We start from the raw sequence: 19640 nt of genomic DNA, 5'->3' as shown, positions 1-19640 counted from the left end.
AAGAGAAAGAAAGACAATCGGCCCGTGACGCCCGCCGAAGACCCCCAGAACCCGCCCGCTGCCGTGGAGCCCCGGCCGTTGCCGCTGCTCGTGCGCTGGCTGCTGATGGTCTTTGCCGCGTTGTGCCTGGTGCTGGCCGCCATCGGCGTGGTCGCGCCGGGCATGCCGACCACGGTCTTCGTGCTGATGGCCGCCTGGGCCGCGGCGCGCAGTTCGCCGCGGCTGCACCGCTGGTTGCTGAACCACCGGCTCTTCGGTCCGCTGCTGCGCAACTGGGAGAACGGCCGCACCGTGAGCCGGCGCGCCAAGTGGAGCGCCACCGCGGCGATGGCGTTCTGCGCGGTCGTCATCGTGTTGACGGCGCACAAGCCGTGGCTCGCAGGCGTCGCCATCGGCTCGATGGCGGTCGTGCTGACGTGGCTGTGGCGGCGGCCGGAGCCGCCGCAGGGCGGCTGATCAGCCCTTGGCCAGCTCGGCGCAGATCGCCGGGTTCCAGTGGAAGCTGCGCGCCTTGTAGGCCGTGTCGAAGATCACCTTGTAGCGGCAGCTCGTCGCACCGCCGCCCGAGCGGAAGTGAAAGACGTAGTCCCACTCGCGCACGGCGGCCATGCCTTCGTCGAAGTGCGGGCGGCCGATGAGCGCGTAGAGCTGGTCCTTGGTGGCGCCGGGGCCGATGGCGCGCAGGTTCTCGCGGTTCGGAAAGCTGCCTTCGGTCTGCCACGTTTGCTGTTGGTCGGCGCCGGGCCAGACGAGTTCGGCGGCCTTGCCGTCGCTGTCGATGCCGCGGCTCACGTACGAGGTGCAGCCGGCGAGGGTGAGCAGGGCCAGCAGCGCGGCGGTGGGCAGAAAAGAGGTGCGTGTCATGAAGGAGGAATGCGTGGGGCCTGGAGCGATGGCGGTGCTGGGGTTCATGCGGCTCACCACTGGAAGCCCGCGCCGGCCGAGACGCCGACGTTGCCGCGCGAGTTGGCCGAGCCGGTGAACTTCATCACCCACTTGCCGTTGTCCGAGATGCTCGAGAAGCCGACCGCGAGCGCGCTCTGGCCCTCGTAGCCGGCGATGCCGGCCGCGATCATGTTCTTGCCCGGCATGTAGGCCTGCGGCATGCCGGCCATGGCCATCGCACCGGCGGTGCCGGCGTTGGCGTCGCGCTGGTTCACGCGGATGGCGTCGCGCCACTGCGCGCTCTGCGCGTTCAGCTGGTTGACGTTCACGGCGTCGGTGCCGGCCACGCCGGGCGCCACGTTGGACACGGTGGTGCCGTTGGGTGCCTGTCCGTTGCCCAGCACGATCTGGTTGTGGTTGACGCTGCCGTCCACGTTGGTCACGTAGTTGACCGCGCCGGCCTGCACGGCCTGCAGTTGGCGCACGTTGACCGCGTCGGTGGCCTGCGTGCCGCCCGCCACATTGGTGATCTGCCGTTCGCCGCCCGCGCTGCCGACCGAGACCGCGCCCTGCGTGGAGCCCACGGCGACGTTCGAGAAGCGCTCCTGCTGGCCGCCCATGCCCGCGCGATCGGCGGTGGCGCCGGCGCCGAGTGCCACGCCATTGACGGCGCTCGCCGTCGCGCCCGTGCCGATGGCGACGGCCGAGGCGGCCGAGGCCGTGCTCTGGCGGCCCACGGCCACGGCCGACTCGGCACCCGCGGTGGCGCGGTCGCCCACGGCCACGGCGCTGTCGGCCAGCGCCTGCGTGTTCGCGCCCAGCGCGGCGGCGTTGATGCCGTCGGCAATCGCCTTGTCGCCGGCCGCGAGGCTGCTCTTCTTGCGTGCCTGCGTGTTGGCGCCGAGCGCGGTCGAATTGATGTCGCTCGCGGTGGCGCGGTCGCCCACTGCGACACTGCTGGTGGCGACAGCCGTGCTGTTGGCGCCGATGGCGGTGGCGTTGGTGCCGAAGGCCTGGGCCACGTTGCCCACGGCCGTGCTGCTGACGCCCGCGGCCACGGTGGTGGAGCCGATGGCGGTGGCGTAGGTTTCGGTGGCGCGTGCGTCGGAGCCCGCCGCCACGCTGCCGAAGCCGGTGGCCTTGGCCGCCGTGCCGCCGAGCAGCAGCGCGTCGCCGCCGAGGTTGCCGCTCACCATGCCTTGCAAGGCCGCGGCATCGGGGCCGCCGTTCACGGGGTCGGTCGGCACGCCGGTGATGAGCGCGAAGCCGCCGCTGCCGTTGGGCACCTGGCAGGCCCACGTGGGACCGGCGCCGCCCGAACTGCAGACCGCGCCCGAGCCGGTGGTGTAGCTGGTGCCGCCCAGGCTCACGTCGGCCCAGGCCGACGGGCCCGCAAGGCCGGCGGCCAGTGCGAGCACGGCGCCCGCGATGCCCCTGGTTTTCTTCTTGCAGACGAATGCGGCGCGCGCACCGCCCCCCACGTGCTGTGTGACGTGTTCCATGGTTCTCTCTTCTCCCTGAGATGGCGCCTGATGGCGCGCTTGATGTGTGACGCTTCGACTGTATGAACCGCAGGGCGCGCGAACCTAGGACCTAATTCACAATAAATGTGAAGGTACCGAAAGCAAATGTTGCTTTCCATCGCGCATTCACACTTCAGGAGATCGCATGAAACCCCAGCCCATCGAGCACGCCGCCGCTTCCGACGAGGTCCGCGCGGTGTTCGACGACATCAAGGCGTCGCGCAACGTGCCCGACGTCAACAATTTCTGGAAGTACCTGGCCAACGACCCGGCCACGCTGAAGCGCACCTGGGCCAGCCTCAAGGAGGTGATGGCGCCGGGCGCGCTCGACCCGGTGGTGAAGGAAATGATTTACCTGGCGGTGAGCGTCACCAACAACTGCGGCTACTGCATCGCGAGCCACCACGCGGGCGCGGAGAAGGCCGGCATGACGCCGGCCATGTTCGCCGAGTTGATGGCCGTGGTCGGCATGGCGAACGAGACGAACCGGCTGGTCAACGGCTACCGCGTGCCGATCGATCCAGCCTTCGACAAATAAGCCCGTTCACCCGATCGTCATCAGGCTCGCATTGCCGCCGGCCGCGGCCGTGTTGACGCTCAGCGCGCGCTCCAGCACCAGGCTTTCGAGCGGGATGCCGGTGTCGCCCGGCGCGAAGCCGCGCACGCCGACGATGGGGCCGGGCCGCGCCGCCACCTGCTGCAGCACGCCGGCAAGGTGGCCGGCGTCGCCGTGGTGCAGCACGGCATCGAAGACCACGGTGGGCGCGCGCCAGTCGTTGGCGAGCACGACCGTGTGGCGCGCCTCGTCGGGCAGCGCGGCCAGCAGCGCGTGTGCGCCGGGCGCATCGGCGGGCCAGATGGCGGTGCTGCCGACCGACAGCACCGCCGCCAGTTGCACGAGCCGGTCGGCCTCTGCATCGGCGAGGCACAGCACGGCCTCGCGCGGCTGCAGCGTGTAGACGTTGCGCTCGCCGGTCGGGCCGGCCAGCGTGCGTGCGCGGCCGACGTGCGCCAGGCCTGCGAAGCGGCGGCACTGCGCGGCCAGCGCGTCGCGGCCCGTGTCGCGCGCCCAGCCTTCGAGCGCCGCGAGGCCGCTGGCAGGTGCCACGGGGCGGTCTTCGGCCACGGCGCGCGCCAGCACGTCGTCGGGCCGCGCCGACAGCAGGCGCGCCATGTACAGCGGCCCGCCGGCCTTCGGCCCGGTGCCCGACAGCCCTTCGCCGCCGAAGGGCTGCACGCCCACCACGGCGCCGACCATGTTGCGGTTCACGTACACGTTGCCGGCCTGCGCCTGCGCCACCACCTGCGCAATGGTCTCGTCGATGCGCGTGTGCACGCCCAGCGTGAGGCCGTAGCCGCTGCCGTTGATCTGGCCGATGAGCGCGCCCAGGTCGCGGCGGCGGTAGCGCAGCAGGTGCAGCACGGGGCCGAACACCTCGCGCTGCAGCTCGCCCAGGTGTTCCAGCTCGACCAGCGTGGGCAGCACGAAGGTGCCGTGGCGCGTGTCGTGGCCGAACTCGCGGCCCTGGCGGAACACGCGCCGGCCGCGCCCGCGCATGCCGGCGATGTGGCGCTCGATGCCGTCGCGCGCCTCGTCGTCGATGACGGGGCCCACGTCCACCGCGAGCCGCGCGGGGTTGCCGATGCAGCTCTCGGCCATCGCGCCCTGCAGCATCGCGACGAGGCGGTCGGCCGCTTCTTCCTGCACGCACAGCACGCGCAGCGCCGAGCAGCGCTGGCCCGCGCTGTCGAAGGCCGAGGCCATCACGTCGGCCACCACCTGCTCCACCAGCGCGGACGAGTCCACGATCATCGCGTTCTGCCCGCCGGTCTCGGCGATCAGCGGCACCGGCGCGCCGTGCGCACCGAGGCGCGTAGCCAGCGTCTTCTGCAGCAGGCGCGCGACCTCGGTCGAGCCCGTGAACATCACGCCCTGCACGCGCGCGTCGCCCACCAGCGCGGCGCCGACGGTCTCGCCGCGCCCCGGCAGCAGCTGCACCGCCGCGCGCGGCACGCCGGCTTCCCACAGCACGCGCACGGCTTCGGCGGCGACCAGCGGCGTCTGCTCGGCCGGCTTGGCCAGCACCGGGTTGCCGGCCGCGAGCGCCGCGGCCACCTGGCCGGTGAAGATCGCGAGCGGAAAGTTCCACGGGCTGATGCACACCACCGGCCCGAGCGGGCGGTGCGTGGCGTTGGCGAAGTCGGTGCGCGCCTGCGCCGCGTAGTAGCGCAGGAAGTCGACCGCCTCGCGCACCTCGGCGATGGCGTTGGCGCCGCTCTTGCCGGCCTCGCGCATCAAGAGGCCGAGCAGGCGCGGCAGCTGCGCTTCGAGCAGGGCGGCGGCGCGCTCGAGCGCGGCGGCGCGTTCGGCGGGCGGCGTGGCGGCCCATGCGCCGGCAACGGCTTCGGCCTGCGCAATGGCCGAGGCCACGTCGCCCGGCACCGCGTCCTGCACCTGGCCGACGAGGTCGCGGCGGTCGGCGGGGTTGCGCACCTCGGCCCAGGTGCGGTCGGCTTCGTCTTCGGCGCGTGGCGCGGCGAGCATCGGCGTCGCGCGCCACGGTTCGCTCGCGCTGGCCTGCAGCGTGGCCGCGAGCGCATGCAACGTGGCTTCGCTCGCGAGGTCCAGGCCCTGCGAGTTCGCGCGCTGCGCGCCGTAGAGCGAGGTCGGCAGCGGAATGGCCGCGTGCGGCAGGCCCATCGCACCTTCCTGCGCAGCCATGCGCTCGACGGTCGCGACCGGGTCTTCCACCAGCGTGTCGAGCGGAATCGACGCATCGGCGATGCGGTTCACGAACGAGGTGTTGGCGCCGTTCTCCAGCAGCCGCCGCACCAGGTAGGCCAGCAGCGTCTCGTGCGTGCCCACCGGCGCGTAGATGCGGCAGGGCCGCCCGAGCGGCCCCACCACCTGCTCGTACAGCGGCTCGCCCATGCCGTGCAGGCACTGGAACTCGTACTGGCCCGGCGTGTAGCGCGACGGGTCGGCCATCGTGTAGATCGCGGCCAGCGTGTGGGCGTTGTGCGTGGCGAACTGCGGGTACACCGCGTCGGGCGCGTCGAGCAGGCGGCGCGCGCATGCGAGGTACGACACGTCGGTGTAGGCCTTGCGTGTGTAGACCGGGTAGCCCGCCAGCCCGTCGAGTTGCGCGCGCTTGATCTCGCTGTCCCAGTAGGCACCCTTCACGAGGCGCACCATGAGCCGGTGGCCGCTGCGGCGGGCGAGGTCGATCACCCAGTCGATCACGAAGGGGCAGCGCTTCTGGTAGCCCTGCACCACGAAGCCGATGCCTTGCCAGCCCGCGAGCGCGGGCTCGAAGCACAGGCGCTCCAGCAGGTCGAGCGAGAGTTCGAGCCGGTCGGCTTCTTCCGCGTCGATGTTCAGGCCGATGTCGTAGTGCAGCGCCAGCAGCGCCAGGTCGCGCAGCACCGGGTACAGCTCGGCCATCACGCGCGTGTACTGCGCGCGGCTGTAGCGCGGGTGCAGCGCCGACAGCTTGATCGAGATGCCCGGCCCGCCGTACACGCCGCGCCCGCTCGAAGCGCGGCCGATGGCGTGGATGGCGTCTTCGTAGGCTGCGCGGTAGCGGCGCGCGTCGTCGGCCGTGAGCGCGGCCTCGCCGAGCATGTCGTACGAATAGCGAAAGCCCTGCGCCTCGAGCGTGCGCGCATGCGCCAGCGCCTGGGCGATGGTTTCGCCGGTGACGAACTGCTCGCCCATCATGCGCATCGCCATGTCCACGCCCTTGCGGATCAGCGGCTCGCCGCCCTTGCCGATCAGCCGCGTGAGCGTGGCCGACAGGCCCGTCTCGCTGTGCGTGGCCACCAGCCTGCCCGTGAGCAGCAGGCCCCAGGTGGCGGCGTTGACGAACACCGACGGGCTGTGCCCCGCGTGCGCCTGCCACTGGCCCTGCGCGATCTTGTCGCGAATGAGCGCGTCGCGCGTGTCGGCATCGGGAATGCGCAGCAGCGCCTCGGCCAGGCACATCAGCGCCACGCCTTCCTGCGACGACAGCGCGTACTCCTGCAGCAGGCCCTGCACCAGGCCCGAGCGGCCGCCGCCGTGCTTGCGCTGGCGCAGCTGGTGGGCGATGCGATGGGCCAGGGCGTGGGCTTCGGCGGCCTGATCGGCCGGCAGCCGGGCCTGGTCGAGCAGCGGCTGCAGTGCCTCGGCTTCGGGGGGGCGGCAGGCGGCGGTGATGCGGGCGCGCAGCGCGGAAGGCGCGGCGGGGCCGTCGGCGAAGGTGGCAAACGTCGAGGGCAGGGGGGCGGGATCGTTGGCGCTCATGGTGCGTCGGTGGTGGTGATGTGTTGGATGATTTCAGCGATGGGCATGAATATTTCTCCAAAGAACAGTCACTTCGACGAGCAAGTCTCTGTGGCCAAGACGAGCCGCTTCGACCCCGGGGTTGACTGAATTTCTATTTCATTGGATATTTAATCCAATATGAAAGAAGAATCAGCTTCGACCCCCAGCCTCAACGACCGCATCGCCCAGCGCGTGCGCGCCCTGCGCGCCGCGCGCGATCTCTCGCTCGACGCCCTGGCCACGCACTGCGGCGTCAGCCGCTCCATGATCTCTCTGATCGAGCGCGGCGAGAGCAGTCCGACGGCCGTGCTGCTCGAAAAACTCGCGACCGGCCTGGGCGTGCCGCTGGCCTCGCTGTTCGAGTCCGACGCGCCCACCGCCAGCCCGGTGTCGCGCCGCGCCGACCAGCTCGAATGGCGCGATCCGCATTCGGGCTACCTGCGCCGCAACGTCTCGGCCGGCGGCGACGCCTCGCCGATCCAGATCGTCGAGGTGCTGTTTCCGCCCGGCGCGCGCGTGGCCTACGAAACCGGCGCGCGCGAGCCGCGCATCCACCAGCAGGTGTGGGTGCTCGAAGGCTGCATCGAACTCGCGGTCGGCGACCAGCAGCACCGGCTCGAGGCCGGCGACTGCCTGGCGCTCGTGCTCGACCAGCCGACGAGCTACTTCAACCCCACCCGCGAGACGGCGCGCTACGCGGTCGTCATCACCAGCGCGCCTTCCCACGCCAACCGGAAATGACCATGACTGCTGCCACCACCCCGCGCCTGCGCGCCCTTTCTTCCGTCACCGAGGCCGAGCTGAACGCGCTGGCCGACGTGCTCATCGACTGCGTCGACGGCGGCGCCTCGGTGAGCTTCATGCAGCCGCTCACGCCCGAACGCGCGCGGGCCTTCTGGCGCCACGTGGCCGACGGCGTGGCGCGCGGCGAGCGCGAGCTGCTCGTGGCCGAGGACGACGCGGGCATCGTCGGCACCGTGCAGCTGGTGCTGGCGCAGCCCGAGAACCAGCCGCACCGCGGCGAGGTCGCGAAGATGCTGGTGCACCGCCGCGCACGCCGGCTCGGCCTCGGCGCGCTGCTGATGAAGGGCGCTGAACAGCGTGCGCGCGACCACGGCAAGACCCTGCTGGTGCTCGACACCTCCAGCCCCGAGGCCGAGCGGCTGTACACCCGCTGCGGCTGGCAGCGCGTGGGCACCATCCCCGGGTACGCGCTGCTGCCCGACGGCACGCCGTGCGGCACCACCTACTTCTATCGCGCGCTCGGCGACTGACGGCCGTGCGGTCTACAGTCGGCCGGTCCGTTCATTTCCCGTCGCCATGAAACACCCCTTCGCCGAACTGATCGACCTGCACTGCGAGCAAGCCACCGCCGGCGCCAGCACCATGACGCTGGTCGTCGCGCCGCAGCATCTGAACCCGCACGAGGTCGTGCACGGCGCTGTGCTGTATGCGCTGGCCGACACGGGCATGGGCACGGCGCTGTACCCCACGCTCGAGGCGGGCGAGATCTGCGCCACCATCGAGATCAAGATGAACTACTTCAAGCCCGTGTTCGAAGGCCAGGTCGTCTGCAGGACCACGCTGCTCAACCGCGGGCGCACCGTCGCCAACCTGGAGTCGCGGCTGTACGTGGGCGAGGTGCTCGTGGGGATGGCGAACGGCAACTACGCGATCTTCCGGCGCAGCCGCGCCGAGGGCTGATGTTCAGGGCGTGACGCCGCAGGTGCGCTGGCCTGGCGCCGGCGCGCGGACCGGCGCCACCGGCGTCGCTGCCCGCTTCGCTGCCGCCACATGCAGCAGCAGCGCCACCACCACCATCGCCACGCCGACGATCTCGTGGGTGGCGGGCGGCTTGCCCAGCGCCACGCCCATCAGCAAGGCCGACACCGGCACGAAGTTCAGGAAGGCCGTGCCCGTGACCGCGCCGAGCGCGCGCACGCCGTGGTTGAAGGCCAGCACCGCGAGCGCCGACGGCACCAGCCCTACGTACAGCAGCACCTGCCACGACAGGCGCAGCCCCTGCGCGTCGGGCGCGGGCGATGCGCCCAGCGCGGTCATGCCCACCGCCACGGCCAGCAGCAGCGGCCACGAGGCCAGCACCGTGAGCGCGGTGTAGTCCACCGTGTCCAGCGTCGGGAAGCGCGCCGCGCCGCGCGTGTAGACCACCCAGCCCAGCGTGCCGACGAAGGCGATGGCGTCGCCGAGCAGCGTGTCGTGCGACAGGCCTGCGCCACCGGGCGACAGCAGCCCGGCCACCGTCGCCACGCCGGCCAGCGCCAGCGCGGCGGTCAGCAGGGTCGTGCGCGTCGGGCGCACGCCATCGAGCCACCAGCGCAGCAGCTGCGTGGTGATCGGCGTGGTGGCGATCAGCACCGCGCCGTGCGAGGGCACCGAGTGCGAGAGCCCGACGAACAGCAGGATGCTGAACACGCCGAAGCCCGCAAAGCCGTGCAGCGCCAGCGGCACCGCGTGCTCCCGCAGCTTGTGCCAGCCGCCGCTGCCGCGCAGGCCCAGCAGCGCGGCGAACACCAACGCCGACAGGGTGTAGCGGATGAGCGTGAGCCACACCGGCGCCACGTGCTGCAACACGCCCTTGCCGACGAGGAACAGGCTGCCCCAGCTGGCGGTGGCGAAGAGCAGGGCCGCGATGCCCGGCAGGCGTGAGGAAGGGGAGGGCACGGGAAGGCCTTTCAAGAAAAAAGAGGGAGCGCGTGGCCTGAAGGATGGGGACGCCCCGCCGCGAAGGCCATTCGTTTCTTTGGACAGGGGCTTCCGAAAAAGCGAACGGACTGCCGCGCCGCACGCGCTCACAATCCGCGGTCATGGAGCTGTACCAACTGAAGACCTTCGTTGCCATCGCGAAGGAGGGCAACCTGACCCGCGCCGCCGAACGCGTGTTCACCAGCGCCCCGGCCGCCAGCGCGCAGCTCAAGGCGCTCGAAGACGAACTCGGCGTGCGCCTGTTCGAGCGCACGCCGCGCGGCATGTCGCCCACCGCGGCCGGCCGACGCCTGCTCGAGGAGGCCGAGCGCACCCTGGCCTCGGCGATGCGCATGCAGTCGGCCGCCGACCAGTTGCGCGGTGCGGCGCAGGGCGTGGTGCGCTTCGGCACGGTGGTCGATCCGGTGGCGCTGCGGCTGGGCAGCGTGCTGGTCACGCTGGCGCAGCAGCATCCGCAGGTCACGCTGCAGCTCAAGCAGGGGCTGTCGTACGAAACCCTCGCAGCCGTGCAGCGCGGCGAACTCGACTGCGCCTACGTGCTCAGCGATGCCGAGCGGCTCGAAGGCTTCGAGCTGCGGCGCCTGGGCGTGGTCGACCTGGCCGTGGGCCTGCCGCTGGCGGTGGCGCAGGCGCACCCCGAGCTCACGCTCGAGCAGCTCACCGACCTGACCTGGGTCGGCACGCCGCCCTCGTGCATCCTGCGTGCGCACCTCGAAAAGCTGTTCGCCTCGGCCGGGCGCGACTACCGCCAGGGCGTCACCGCCGACGGCGAGAGCGCCATCCGCAGCATGGTCGCCAGCGGCATGGGCGCGGGCCTGATGCGGCTGGACCAGGCCGAGCAGGGCGAGCGCCAGGGCGAACTGAAGATCTGGAACGGTTGGCGCTCACACACCTGGCTGTGCTGGATCGCGCCGGCCGAGGCCGTGCGCGGCGCGGTGTTCGACGCCTGGGCGTGACCCGGGCCTGATCCGGGTCCGACGCCGCCCCGGATTTCCGCAGTGGCAGGCTGCGCCGTGGCCTGTCATCATTCGCGGCGCATGACTCACCAAGCTCCCGTCCCCCTCGCCGATCTGTTGAACCGCGCCAGGCAGGCCCTGGCCACCCCGGACGGGGCGCTGCCCCCGACCCCGCCCGCCACCGACGAGGCCGGCTGCGTGGTGTTCCTCGCGATGGGCGAGGGCGAAAGCCGCGCCCGCGTCGTCATGGGCCGCGGCCCCGACACCGAGGCCGCGTGGCAGGCCGCCGCCGAGGCGCTGACCGTGAAGGCAAAGCGCGCCGAGCGACCGGCGCAGCGGCTGCGCGCGGAGATCGTCGAGCGCGCCACGCCCATGACCTGGGGCGAACTGAAGGCGCGGCTGGCGCAGACCAAGCGCAACTACTTCAACGAAGGCATCGCGCTCGACGCGCGCTTCGAGACCGCGCTGCTCGCGCAGGAGATGCACGGCAGCGCCGTGCTCTACAACGGCACGGTCGACCACGCGGAGCCCAACAACGGCAACCTGCGCACGCACACGAAACGCCGCTTCGGCGACGAGCGCGACTTTCCCCCCGACGACGCCGCGCCCGTGTGGTGCTTCACCACGCGCGCCGTGTACGTCGATGCCGAGGGCGCCTGGCCGCTCACGGCCGAAGGGCAGGCCGCGGGCTTTCGCACGCTCACCGACTGGAACGCGGCGCAGGTGCGCACGCTGGTCGATTCGGCCAGCGACTACCTGGCCGAACAGGTCAAGCCCACGGGCGAGTTCCACTACGGCTGGTTCCCCTGCTTCGACCGCGCGATTCCCACCTACAACACGCTGCGCCACGCCAGCTCCACCTACGCCATGCTCGAAGGCTGGGAGCTCACGCGCAGCGACGTGCAGAAGGCCGCCATCGACCGCGCGCTGGCCTTCCTGAGCCAGCGGCTGATCCGCCGCGCCACGCTGGCCGACGGCACGCAGGCCGCGTTCCTGGTCGACATCGGCAACGAGATCAAGCTCGGCGGCAACGCCGTGTGCCTGCTGGCGCTGGTGAAGTACACGGAGCTCACCGGCGATGCGCAGTACCAGCCGCTGATGGAGCAGCTCGCGCTGGGCATCCGCTCCATGCAGGACCCCGAGACCGGGCGCTTCGTGCACGTGCTCAACCACCCGGGGCTCGACGTGAAGGAGCCTTACCGCATCATCTATTACGACGGCGAGGCGGCCTTCGGGCTCATGCGGCTGTACGGCCTCACGCGCGACGCGCGCTGGCTCGCGGTGGTCGAGAAGGCCTTCGAGCATTTCATCGCCGCGGGCCACTGGCGCGCGCACGACCACTGGCTGAGCTACTGCGTCAACGAACTCACGCGCTTCAAGCCCGAGACGCGCTACTACCAGTTCGGCCTGCAGAACATGGCGGGCCACCTGGACTTCGTGCTCGAGCGCATCACCACCTTCCCCACGCTGCTCGAGCTGATGATGGCCGCGCGCGAGATGGTGCTGCGGCTCGAAGCCGACCCTGCCCTGCGCCCGCTGCTCGCGGGGCTCGACCGCCACAAGTTCGACCGCGCGTTGGAGCACCGCGCGCGCTACCTCGCCAACGGCCACTTCTGGCCCGAGCTGGCGATGTTCTTCCGCCATCCCGACCGCATCGCGGGCTCGTTCTTCATCAAGCACCACAGCTTCCGCGTGCGCATCGACGACGTGGAGCACTACCTGTCGGGCTACGTGGCCTACCACCGGCTGCTCGAAGCGCGCGAGGCGCAGCAGCTGAGCGCGCAGCTCACGCTGGCCACGGCCGAGCCCACTGCGCCGCGCGGCGCCGAGGGCATCGTGCTGTGGGGCGGCGACGTCAACCTGGGCCGGCGCCAGCACTACCGCATGCACGACCTCGGCGGCCCCGCCCGCATGCTCGGCGACATCGCCGCGCTGCGCGAGGCCGACCTGCGCATCGTGAACCTCGAATGCGTGGTCGCCACCACGGGTGAGCAGGGCGTCGAGAAGGACGAGGGCGGCCCTTATTACTACCGTGCGCGGCCCGAGATGCTTGCGGTGCTGACCGAGGCCGGCATCGACATGGTCGCCACGGCCAACAACCACAGCGGCGATTACGGCCCCGAGGCGCTGCTGGAGCAGCACGGGCTGCTGAACGCCGCCGCCATCGCGTTCGCCGGCACCGGGCCCGACCTCGATTCCGCGCTGAGCCCCGCCTTCCGCCAGGCCGGTGGGCTGCGCGTGGCGCTGTTCTCGCTCGATGCCACGCAGCCGCGCTTCGCCGCCACCGCGCAGCGCCCCGGCGCGGCCTGGCTGTCGCTCGACGACCCGGCGGCTTGGCGCGCCACGCTCGCGCCGCGCATCGCCGCCGCGCGCCATGAAGCCGACGTGGTGCTGGTCGCGGTGCACTGGGGCGAGAACCTGGAGACCGCGCCGTCGCGCGCCGAGATCGCCGTCGGCCATGCCATCGTCGAAGCCGGCGCCGACGCGGTGCTCGGCACCTCGGCCCACGTGCTGCAGGGCATCGAGGTCCATCAGGGCCGGCCGATCCTGCACGACGCGGGCGACCTGCTGTTCGACGCCATCCGCAACGACCTCGCGGACTCCGGCGTGTTCTCGCTGCGCCTGGGACCGCACGGCGTGGAAGAGGTGGTGTTCACGCCGGTGGGCGTGGGCTTCGGTTTCTCGCAGCAGCTCGCGGGTGAGGCAGCCGAAGCCGCCAGCGCGCGCTTCGCTGAACTGTGCCGCGCGCTCGGCACCGAGATGACGCAGCGGCCCGACGGGCGCTGCGCGCTGCAGCTGTCGCCGCCCGAACGCACCGCGCCGGCCGGGCGCCCGCCGCTGGCGCCGCTGTCGGCGTCGCGCCCGCCCGCGCTGGTCGGCCCCGTGCTCGCGCCCCGGCCCGAGTGGTCGGTCGATGCCGTGCCCGAGGACGCCAAGATTCGCCCGCTGCAGTTCGGCCCGCTGCGCCTCGTGGGCATCCGCCTCGCGCCGACGCAGATCATCGGGCGGCGCCTGCTGTGGGTCGAGTCGTTCTGGACCGCCGATGCGCCCGTGAGCGCCGACCTGCGCGTGCAGTTCCGCGCGCTGCCGATGCGCAGCACCACCATGCCGGCCTGGGGCGAGGCCATGGACCACGACCCCTGCGACTGGATGTGGCCCACCAGCCGCTGGACGCCGGGGCGCATCTACCGCGACCGCTACGGCCTGCGCGCGCCGCGCCTGGGCCTGCTCGAGAACGACGTGCTGCAGATCGAGGTGCGCGTGCGCGGCAGCGTGCCCGACCTGCCGGGCGCGCGCCGGCTGCCCGTGTGGTGCGGCCTGCGCGTGCCGAAGTTTCCGACGCCGCTGCCCGAGCGCCCCGCGCCCGTGCTCGCGGCGCTGCGCCCCGGTGCCCCGGCGCAGCCGTCGCCCGTGTGGACCGCCGACGACCTGCAGCGTGTCACCGGCGGGCAGTGGCTGGTGCCGCCGCCGCCGGGCTGGTTCGTCAACGCGGTGGTGCGCGGGCCGACGCACATGGCGCGGCTGCCGAAGCCGGCATTGTTCATTGCATCGGACTACCGCACGCTCGCCAGGCACGAGAACTACAGCAAGCCGCGCGCCGACAACCCCGACCGCCACGAAGACGTGCCCGTGCTGCAGCACGCGCTCGCGGGCGCCGTGGTCGCGCACCCGGTGGACGGTCTCGACCCGTCGTTCCCGCTGCTGCAGGTGGAGGACCCGATTCGCGCCATGATCGACCTGGGTGTGGCCGCGCGTGCACGCTTCCAGGGGCGCGTGGTGGGCGTGACCGGCACGGTCGGCAAGTCGTCCACCATCGCCATGCTGCGCGACCTGCTGCCCGAGGCGGCGCGCGTGCACACCACCATCGACAACTACAACTCGCGCGTGGGCGTGCCGGCGATGCTGGCCAACCTCGCGGCCGATGCCGACGTGTGCGTGCTCGAGATGGCGCAGAGCGCGCTGTGGATGGACCGCGGCCCGATCTCGCTCGTGGCGCGCCCGCACGTGGCCATCCTCACCGAGATCGGCTTGTCGCAGACCCGCCAGACCGCCACGCTCGAGCAGACGGCCGAGTTCAAGTCGCGCATCTTCCTGGGCCTGGAGCCCGGCGGCGTGGCCATCGTGCCCGACCACATCCCCTGCCTGATGCAGGTGGTGCGGGCGGCCGCGCGCACGGCGGGCGCCATCTGGGTGGTGGGCAGCAGCCCCGACGCCAACATCCGCATCGTCGACACGCGGCCCGAGCCCGACGGCGGCTGCCGCGTGCGCATCGCGCTGCCGGGTCGCACGGTCGAGTACCTGTTCCCGATCGCGAGCGCCGGGCTGGTGCGCAATTCGGCGCTGGCCTTTGCGGCGCTGCTGGCGCTGGGCTTCGATGCCGAGGCCGCGTGCGCGCGCATGCCTTTCGTGCGCCTGCCGGCCTCGGTGATGCAGCTGCGCCCGCTGCGCACGCAGGGCGGCGTGCAGGCCACGCTGATCGACGACAGCTGGAACGCCGAGGTCATGTCGATGCGCAACGCGATGGAGTTCGTGCGCACCTGCCAGCATGCGGCGCACGGGCCGGTGACGCGCAAGATCGGCGTGCTCGGGCGCATCATCAACCTCGACAAGGAAGCCGAGGCGATGCACCGCAGCCTGGCCGCGCCGCTGCTGGCCTCGGGCATCCAGCACCTCGTGACGCACGGCGCCGAGATGCGCTGGCTGCGCGAGGAGGTGCCGGCCGAGCTGCTCGGCCCACACTTCGAAGACGCCGCGCAGCTCACCGGCTACCTCGGCGAGTTCCTGCGCGATGGCGACCTGGTGCTGGTGAAGGGCGACCGCCAGCAGTCGGACTTCGGCCTCATCTCCGAACTGCTGCAGAAGCTATGAGCCCGCGCGCGCGCCTGGCCTGTGTACTCCTGGCCCTCGTGCAGACGGCCTGCGCGCAGCGTGCCGATGCGCCGAAGGCCGCAGCGCCGCGCGAGCCGGTGGCCTCCGCCTCGGCCGAGGGCGCGCTGCTGCACTGGAACCAGCCCGCCGTGCGCGCCAACTGCCCCGACCGCTCGGGCTTTCTCTGGGTGCAGGCGGTCGAGGGGCCGTCGTGCATCCGCTACTTCGCGAGCCGCGACATCGACGACGCGCGCATCGCCATCGTGCAGTTCTCGGGCGACCGCGACAGCGTGATGAACCTGTCGCCCACGCGCATTCCCGGCAACACCGAACCGCTGCGCACGCTCGACGCGCAGGCCGCGAGCGACCGCGCGGGCATGCCGTGGATCTTCATGGCGCGCCCCGGCACCTACGGCTCGTCGGGCGACCACCGCCAGCGGCGCGAGGCGGTGGAGTTCCATGCGCTCGATGCGGCGCTCGAAGCGCTGATGCAGCGCCACCGGCTGCAGCGCGTGGTGCTCTTCGGCCACAGCGGCGGCGCCACGGCCGGCGCCGCGCTGCTCACGCTTGGGCGCACGCGTGTGGCCTGCGCGGTGCTCACCTCGGGCGCGTTCGACCTGCTGGAGCGCGCGCGGCTGCTCGGCCGCTCGAAGGACGGGCGCACCGACACCACGGGCAGTTCGCAGGTCTACGACCCGCTGGACCATGTGGCCGGCATCCCGCGCGACCCGCAGCGGCGCATCGTGCTCATCGGCAACCCCGACGACCGCAACACGCCGTTCGCGCTGCAGCAGCGCTTTGCCGAGGCGGTGCGCAAGGCGGGCCACCGCGTCGAGGTGATGACCTACGCGGCCGAGCCGCCGACCTTCCACGACCTGAAAGACCGCATCGGCCTGCGCACCGCGTCGCAGTGCGCGCGCGAGGCACTGCAGTCGCAAGAAGCCCGATGACGCTCACCTCGCGCCCCTTCGGCGCCATGCCCGACGGCCGGCCCGTCACCGAATACACGCTCGACAACGGCCACGGCCTGCGCTTGAGCGCCATCCACCTCGGCGGCATCGTCACCGCGCTGCACGTGCCTGATCGGCAGGGGCGCAGTGCCAACGTGGTGCTCGGCTTGCCCTCGCTGGCCGACTACCTGAAGCCGCACCCGCACTTCGGCACCATCGTCGGCCGCTACGCGAACCGCATCGCGGCGGGCCGTTTCACGCTCGACGGCACCGCTCACCAGCTGGGCCTGAACGACGGCGTGAACACGCTGCACGGCGGCACCACCGGCTTCGGCAAGCGCTACTGGGAGATCGTGCCGGTGCCCGATGAACTCGCCCTTGAACTGCGCTACACCAGCGCCGACGGCGAAGAGGGCTATCCCGGCGAGGTGCAGCTGACGGTGCGCTACACCTTGAGTGCCACCGCCAACACCTGGCGCATCGACTACCGCGCCACCACCGACCGGCCCACGGTGCTCAATCTGAGCCACCACGACTACTTCAACCTCGCGGGCAGCGGTTCGGTGATGGACCATGTGCTGACGCTGCCCGCGAGCCGCTACTGCCCGGTCGATGCCACGCTCATTCCGCTCGGGCTGGGCGAGGTGGCCGGCACGCCTTTCGATTTCCGCACGCCGACGCGCATCGGCGCGCGCATCCGCGACAGCCACGAGCAGCTGCTGCGCGCGCACGGCTACGACCACAACTGGGTTCTCGACGGCGATCGCAGCGGCACGGGCCTGGCGTTTGCGGCGCGCCTCGCCCACGAGGCCTCGGGCCGCGTGATGGACGTGCACACCACCGAGCCCGGCGTGCAGTTCTATTCGGGCAACTTCCTCGACGGCAGCCTGCTCGGCAGCGCGGGCGCGAGCCTGCGCCAGGGCGACGGCCTGTGCCTGGAGACGCAGCACTTTCCCGATGCGCCGAACAGGCAGGAATTTGCGTCGACCGTGCTGCGCCCCGGCGAGGTGTTCGCCAGCACGACCGAGCACCGCTTCGGCATCGGCTGACCACGGATCAGCGCTGCGGGCTCTGCACCGTCGCCGCCACGATCCGGCGCACCACCGGCAGCACCACGAGCAGCGACGGAAACGCGGCCAGCCACGACACGCCCCATGCGGCCATCCACATCTGGAAGAGGCCCGAGGCCAGCCCCACGCTCTTGAGCGTGGAGATGCCCGCCACGATGCACGACATGAAGATCGACAGCAGGAAGGGCATGGCGATGCCCGCATAACGGGCCGGCAGTTTTCTTGTGGTCATGGTTGGGCAAGCTCCTGGATGTGGTTGTTCAAGGTGCGCGGACGGGGTTGCAGCCCCTCTGAGTCGTCGGCGCCGATCACCGGCACGGTGGGTCTGTGTCGTCGTTTCATGGAATGATTCCTTCGTTTTTTGGCCATGCGGCCTGCGACCGCGAGGCCTCGAAGATACGAACGGCAGGCGCCATCGGGAATCCACGCGCGCCGCCATAGACCTTCATCCAGACCGAGAGAATCCATGGACCAGATTCAGGACATCCGGGCCTTCGTGGCCATCGTCGACCACGGCAGCCAGAGCGCGGCGGCCCGGCACCTGGGGCGCTCGGTGCAGTCGATCAGCCGCTCGCTGAGCGTGCTCGAGCGCAGTCTCGGCGTGCAACTCCTTCGCCGCACGACGCGGCAGTCGTCGGTCACCGAAGTGGGGCTGGCCTACCACCGCCGCGTGCAGGCCGCGCTGGCGGAGTTCGATGCGGCGGCCGTCGAGGCCAGCAGCCAGCTCGCCTCGCCGCGGGGCCTGCTGCGCGTGGCCGCGCCGGTGCAGTTCGCGCCGGCCTTCGTGGTGCCGCTGATCGGCGCGTTCATGCAGCGCTACCCGGACATGGAGGTCGAGCTCACGGCCTCCGACCGTTTCGTGGACCTGATCGAAGGCGAGCTGGACCTGGCCATCCGCATCGGCGAGCTGCCCGATTCCGAACTGGCGGCCAAGCCGCTCGGCGAGCTGCGGCTGGTGGTGTTCGGCTCACCGGCGTACTTCGCGCGGCACGGGCGGCCGCAGCGGCCCGAAGACCTGGCCGAACACCAGTGCGTGGTGCGCACCACGCACGGCAGCGACGCGCACTGGCCCTTCACGGTCGACGGCAAGCTGCAGCGCGTCAAGGTGGCGGGGCGCTTCCGGGCCGACAACACCGCCGCGATCTATGCGGCCGTGCTGAGCGGGCTGGGCTTGTTCTTCACGCCGCTGTGGCAGATCCGCGACCTGCTCGACAGCGGGCAGGCCGAGCTGGTGCTGACCGAGTTCGAGTCGCCGAGGATTCCGGTCCACGCGGTGTGGCCTTCATCCCGCGGCAGCTTCGCGCGGGCCCGGCTGTTCGCCGATTTCGCGGCGGCGCACCTGCCGTCGCTGCAGCCGCGCGAGGGCGCCTAGCCGGCGAACATCGCCGCCGGCACGCCCGGGCCGTCGATGCGCACCGAGAACAGCCCACCGGCCAATGGCTCGCCCTGCAGCTGCTCTTCGGTGCGGCCGTTGCGCGCGGTCGTGATGTAGAGCGTCTGCATGTCTGCACCGCCGAAGGCGCAGTCGGTCACGTTGCCCGCGGGCAGCGAGATGCGGCACAGCTCGGTGGCGCTCACCGGGTCGTGGCAGGTGACGCAGGCGCCGTCCCAGTGCGCGATCCACAGGCGGCCGGCCGCGTCGGTGGTCATGCCGTCGGGCAGGCCGTCGCCCTTCGGGAAGCGGTGCCACACGCGCTTGTTCGACACCGCGCCGGCGTCCATGTCGAAGTCGTAGGCGTACAGCTTGTTGATCGCCGTGTTGTTGAAGTACATGGTGCGGCCGTCGCCCGACCATGTCGGCCCGTTGGTCACCTCGAAGCCGTCGTCGTGCCGGGTGCATTGGCCGTCGGCGTCGAAGCGGTAGAGCGCGCCGGTGGGCGCCTTGCAGTCGAAGTCCATGCTGCCGGCCCAGAAGCGGCCGCGGCTGTCGCACTTGCCGTCGTTGAAGCGGTTGCCGGTGCGCTCGGGTTCGGGCTGGTGCAGGTAGCGCGGCTTCGTGGTGTCGCCGGGCACGGTGGTGTCGAACAGCGCGAAGCCGCGGCGCAGCGTGAGGAACAGACCCGGCGCCGACGCGCGCTCGGCGATGGCGGTGATCTCTTCGTCGAAGTGCCAGGTGCGTTGCGCGCCCGTGGCCGGGTCGTAGCGGAACAGGCGCGGCTGGAGGATGTCGATCCAGTACAGCGCCTGCTCGCGCACCGACCACAGCGTGCCTTCGCCGAGGTCGGCGGCGGCCGGCCAGAGGCACTCGGGGGTGCTGAGCACGCGCGGGGCCGCGAGCGGGGACGAAGGGGCGCTTGTCTCTTGCATGTTCATTTGTTCTTTCTGTCGGTCATGTCGCCTTGACGCGGCGGATCGTA

16 protein-coding genes are annotated in these 19640 nt (G+C 71.6%); 10 read left to right on the top strand and 6 right to left on the bottom strand.

Features of this window, described 5'->3' with window-relative positions:
- Window positions 1-24 precede the first annotated feature (24 nt).
- Window positions 25-456: a YbaN family protein gene (locus VHAB30_RS21075; RefSeq protein WP_370869682.1), complete on the top strand. Its 432-nt coding sequence runs from the start codon at window positions 25-27 to the stop codon at window positions 454-456.
- On the opposite strand, the gene VHAB30_RS21070 is transcribed toward VHAB30_RS21075, so the two are convergent.
- Together VHAB30_RS21070 and VHAB30_RS21065 are read right to left on the bottom strand one after the other, a co-directional pair.
- Complete coding sequence (locus tag VHAB30_RS21070) at window positions 457-864, bottom strand: outer membrane protein assembly factor BamE (protein WP_159278517.1); 408 nt, start codon at window positions 862-864, stop codon at window positions 457-459.
- Between the two features lie 53 nt (window positions 865-917).
- Window positions 918-2387, bottom strand: coding sequence for a YadA family autotransporter adhesin (locus VHAB30_RS21065; RefSeq protein ID WP_159278516.1), 1470 nt, complete (start codon window positions 2385-2387; stop codon window positions 918-920).
- A gap of 166 nt (window positions 2388-2553) precedes the next feature.
- Here VHAB30_RS21065 and VHAB30_RS21060 point away from each other — a divergent pair, with 166 nt between their 5' ends.
- Window positions 2554-2946, top strand: coding sequence for a carboxymuconolactone decarboxylase family protein (locus VHAB30_RS21060; RefSeq protein WP_062481171.1), 393 nt, complete (start codon window positions 2554-2556; stop codon window positions 2944-2946).
- Between the two features lie 6 nt (window positions 2947-2952).
- Here VHAB30_RS21060 and putA read toward each other — a convergent pair whose 3' ends face one another.
- On the bottom strand, window positions 2953-6693 hold the full coding sequence (gene putA / locus VHAB30_RS21055; RefSeq protein ID WP_159278515.1) for a trifunctional transcriptional regulator/proline dehydrogenase/L-glutamate gamma-semialdehyde dehydrogenase: 3741 nt from the start codon (window positions 6691-6693) through the stop codon (window positions 2953-2955).
- 159 nt (window positions 6694-6852) lie between these two features.
- Here putA and VHAB30_RS21050 point away from each other — a divergent pair, with 159 nt between their 5' ends.
- The 3 genes from VHAB30_RS21050 to VHAB30_RS21040 are packed head-to-tail and all read left to right on the top strand — an operon-like array spanning window position 6853 to window position 8418.
- Entirely contained in the window at window positions 6853-7455 is a 603-nt protein-coding gene (locus VHAB30_RS21050) for a helix-turn-helix domain-containing protein (RefSeq protein ID WP_159278514.1), read from the top strand.
- Between the two features lie 2 nt (window positions 7456-7457).
- Window positions 7458-7988, top strand: a complete 531-nt coding sequence (locus VHAB30_RS21045) for a GNAT family N-acetyltransferase (protein WP_235926877.1) — start codon at window positions 7458-7460, stop codon at window positions 7986-7988.
- Between the two features lie 46 nt (window positions 7989-8034).
- Window positions 8035-8418, top strand: a complete 384-nt coding sequence (locus VHAB30_RS21040) for a PaaI family thioesterase (RefSeq protein ID WP_095743667.1) — start codon at window positions 8035-8037, stop codon at window positions 8416-8418.
- A gap of 3 nt (window positions 8419-8421) precedes the next feature.
- Here VHAB30_RS21040 and VHAB30_RS21035 read toward each other — a convergent pair whose 3' ends face one another.
- Window positions 8422-9396, bottom strand: coding sequence for a DMT family transporter (locus VHAB30_RS21035; protein WP_159278512.1), 975 nt, complete (start codon window positions 9394-9396; stop codon window positions 8422-8424).
- 143 nt (window positions 9397-9539) lie between these two features.
- Between VHAB30_RS21035 and VHAB30_RS21030 the strand changes: the two genes are divergently transcribed.
- From VHAB30_RS21030 to VHAB30_RS21015, 4 genes are all read left to right on the top strand, one after another.
- The gene (locus VHAB30_RS21030; RefSeq protein ID WP_159278511.1) at window positions 9540-10394 is read left to right on the top strand and encodes a LysR family transcriptional regulator; all 855 of its coding nucleotides are present in this window, start codon (window positions 9540-9542) and stop codon (window positions 10392-10394) included.
- Window positions 10395-10475: 81 nt separating this feature from the next.
- Window positions 10476-15263 (top strand): CapA family protein, encoded by a 4788-nt coding sequence (locus tag VHAB30_RS21025; RefSeq protein WP_159278510.1) that lies wholly within the window; start codon window positions 10476-10478, stop codon window positions 15261-15263.
- Entirely contained in the window at window positions 15260-16213 is a 954-nt protein-coding gene (locus VHAB30_RS21020) for an alpha/beta hydrolase family protein (RefSeq protein WP_159278509.1), read from the top strand. The genes VHAB30_RS21025 and VHAB30_RS21020 overlap by 4 nt, the downstream gene beginning before the upstream one ends.
- Window positions 16210-17262 carry an aldose epimerase family protein gene (locus VHAB30_RS21015; protein ID WP_159278508.1) on the top strand — a complete coding sequence of 351 codons (1053 nt, stop codon included), beginning with the start codon at window positions 16210-16212 and terminating at the stop codon, window positions 17260-17262. Before VHAB30_RS21020 ends, VHAB30_RS21015 begins: the two co-directional genes overlap by 4 nt.
- Window positions 17263-17269: 7 nt before the next feature.
- Here the strand turns inward: VHAB30_RS21015 and VHAB30_RS21010 are convergent, their stop codons facing one another.
- Entirely contained in the window at window positions 17270-17515 is a 246-nt protein-coding gene (locus VHAB30_RS21010; protein WP_070060049.1) for a DUF2798 domain-containing protein, read from the bottom strand.
- A gap of 234 nt (window positions 17516-17749) precedes the next feature.
- Here VHAB30_RS21010 and VHAB30_RS21005 point away from each other — a divergent pair, with 234 nt between their 5' ends.
- The gene (locus tag VHAB30_RS21005) at window positions 17750-18655 is read left to right on the top strand and encodes a LysR family transcriptional regulator (RefSeq protein WP_159278507.1); all 906 of its coding nucleotides are present in this window, start codon (window positions 17750-17752) and stop codon (window positions 18653-18655) included.
- On the opposite strand, the gene VHAB30_RS21000 is transcribed toward VHAB30_RS21005, so the two are convergent.
- A complete protein-coding gene (locus tag VHAB30_RS21000; protein ID WP_159278506.1) occupies window positions 18652-19596 on the bottom strand; it encodes an SMP-30/gluconolactonase/LRE family protein in 945 nt (314 codons plus the stop codon). The genes VHAB30_RS21005 and VHAB30_RS21000 overlap by 4 nt on opposite strands.
- Window positions 19597-19640 lie beyond the last annotated feature (44 nt).

The organism is Variovorax boronicumulans, assembly GCF_009811375.1.
GTDB lineage: Bacteria > Pseudomonadota > Gammaproteobacteria > Burkholderiales > Burkholderiaceae_C > Variovorax > Variovorax boronicumulans.
This window is presented reverse-complemented; position numbering and strand designations above follow the sequence as displayed.

What these genes read in the sequence shown, in the direction of transcription:
- VHAB30_RS21070 (WP_159278517.1), bottom strand. Translation starts at nt 864, where the DNA reads ATGACACGCACCTCTTTTCTGCCCACCGCCGCGCTGCTGGCCCTGCTC.
- VHAB30_RS21065 (WP_159278516.1), bottom strand. Translation starts at nt 2,387, where the DNA reads ATGGAACACGTCACACAGCACGTGGGGGGCGGTGCGCGCGCCGCATTC.
- VHAB30_RS21060 (WP_062481171.1), top strand. Translation starts at nt 2,554, where the DNA reads ATGAAACCCCAGCCCATCGAGCACGCCGCCGCTTCCGACGAGGTCCGC.
- putA (WP_159278515.1), bottom strand. Translation starts at nt 6,693, where the DNA reads ATGAGCGCCAACGATCCCGCCCCCCTGCCCTCGACGTTTGCCACCTTC.
- VHAB30_RS21050 (WP_159278514.1), top strand. Translation starts at nt 6,853, where the DNA reads ATGAAAGAAGAATCAGCTTCGACCCCCAGCCTCAACGACCGCATCGCC.
- VHAB30_RS21045 (WP_235926877.1), top strand. Translation starts at nt 7,458, where the DNA reads ATGACTGCTGCCACCACCCCGCGCCTGCGCGCCCTTTCTTCCGTCACC.
- VHAB30_RS21040 (WP_095743667.1), top strand. Translation starts at nt 8,035, where the DNA reads ATGAAACACCCCTTCGCCGAACTGATCGACCTGCACTGCGAGCAAGCC.
- VHAB30_RS21030 (WP_159278511.1), top strand. Translation starts at nt 9,540, where the DNA reads ATGGAGCTGTACCAACTGAAGACCTTCGTTGCCATCGCGAAGGAGGGC.
- VHAB30_RS21025 (WP_159278510.1), top strand. Translation starts at nt 10,476, where the DNA reads ATGACTCACCAAGCTCCCGTCCCCCTCGCCGATCTGTTGAACCGCGCC.
- VHAB30_RS21020 (WP_159278509.1), top strand. Translation starts at nt 15,260, where the DNA reads ATGAGCCCGCGCGCGCGCCTGGCCTGTGTACTCCTGGCCCTCGTGCAG.
- VHAB30_RS21015 (WP_159278508.1), top strand. Translation starts at nt 16,210, where the DNA reads ATGACGCTCACCTCGCGCCCCTTCGGCGCCATGCCCGACGGCCGGCCC.
- VHAB30_RS21010 (WP_070060049.1), bottom strand. Translation starts at nt 17,515, where the DNA reads ATGACCACAAGAAAACTGCCGGCCCGTTATGCGGGCATCGCCATGCCC.
- VHAB30_RS21005 (WP_159278507.1), top strand. Translation starts at nt 17,750, where the DNA reads ATGGACCAGATTCAGGACATCCGGGCCTTCGTGGCCATCGTCGACCAC.
- VHAB30_RS21000 (WP_159278506.1), bottom strand. Translation starts at nt 19,596, where the DNA reads ATGAACATGCAAGAGACAAGCGCCCCTTCGTCCCCGCTCGCGGCCCCG.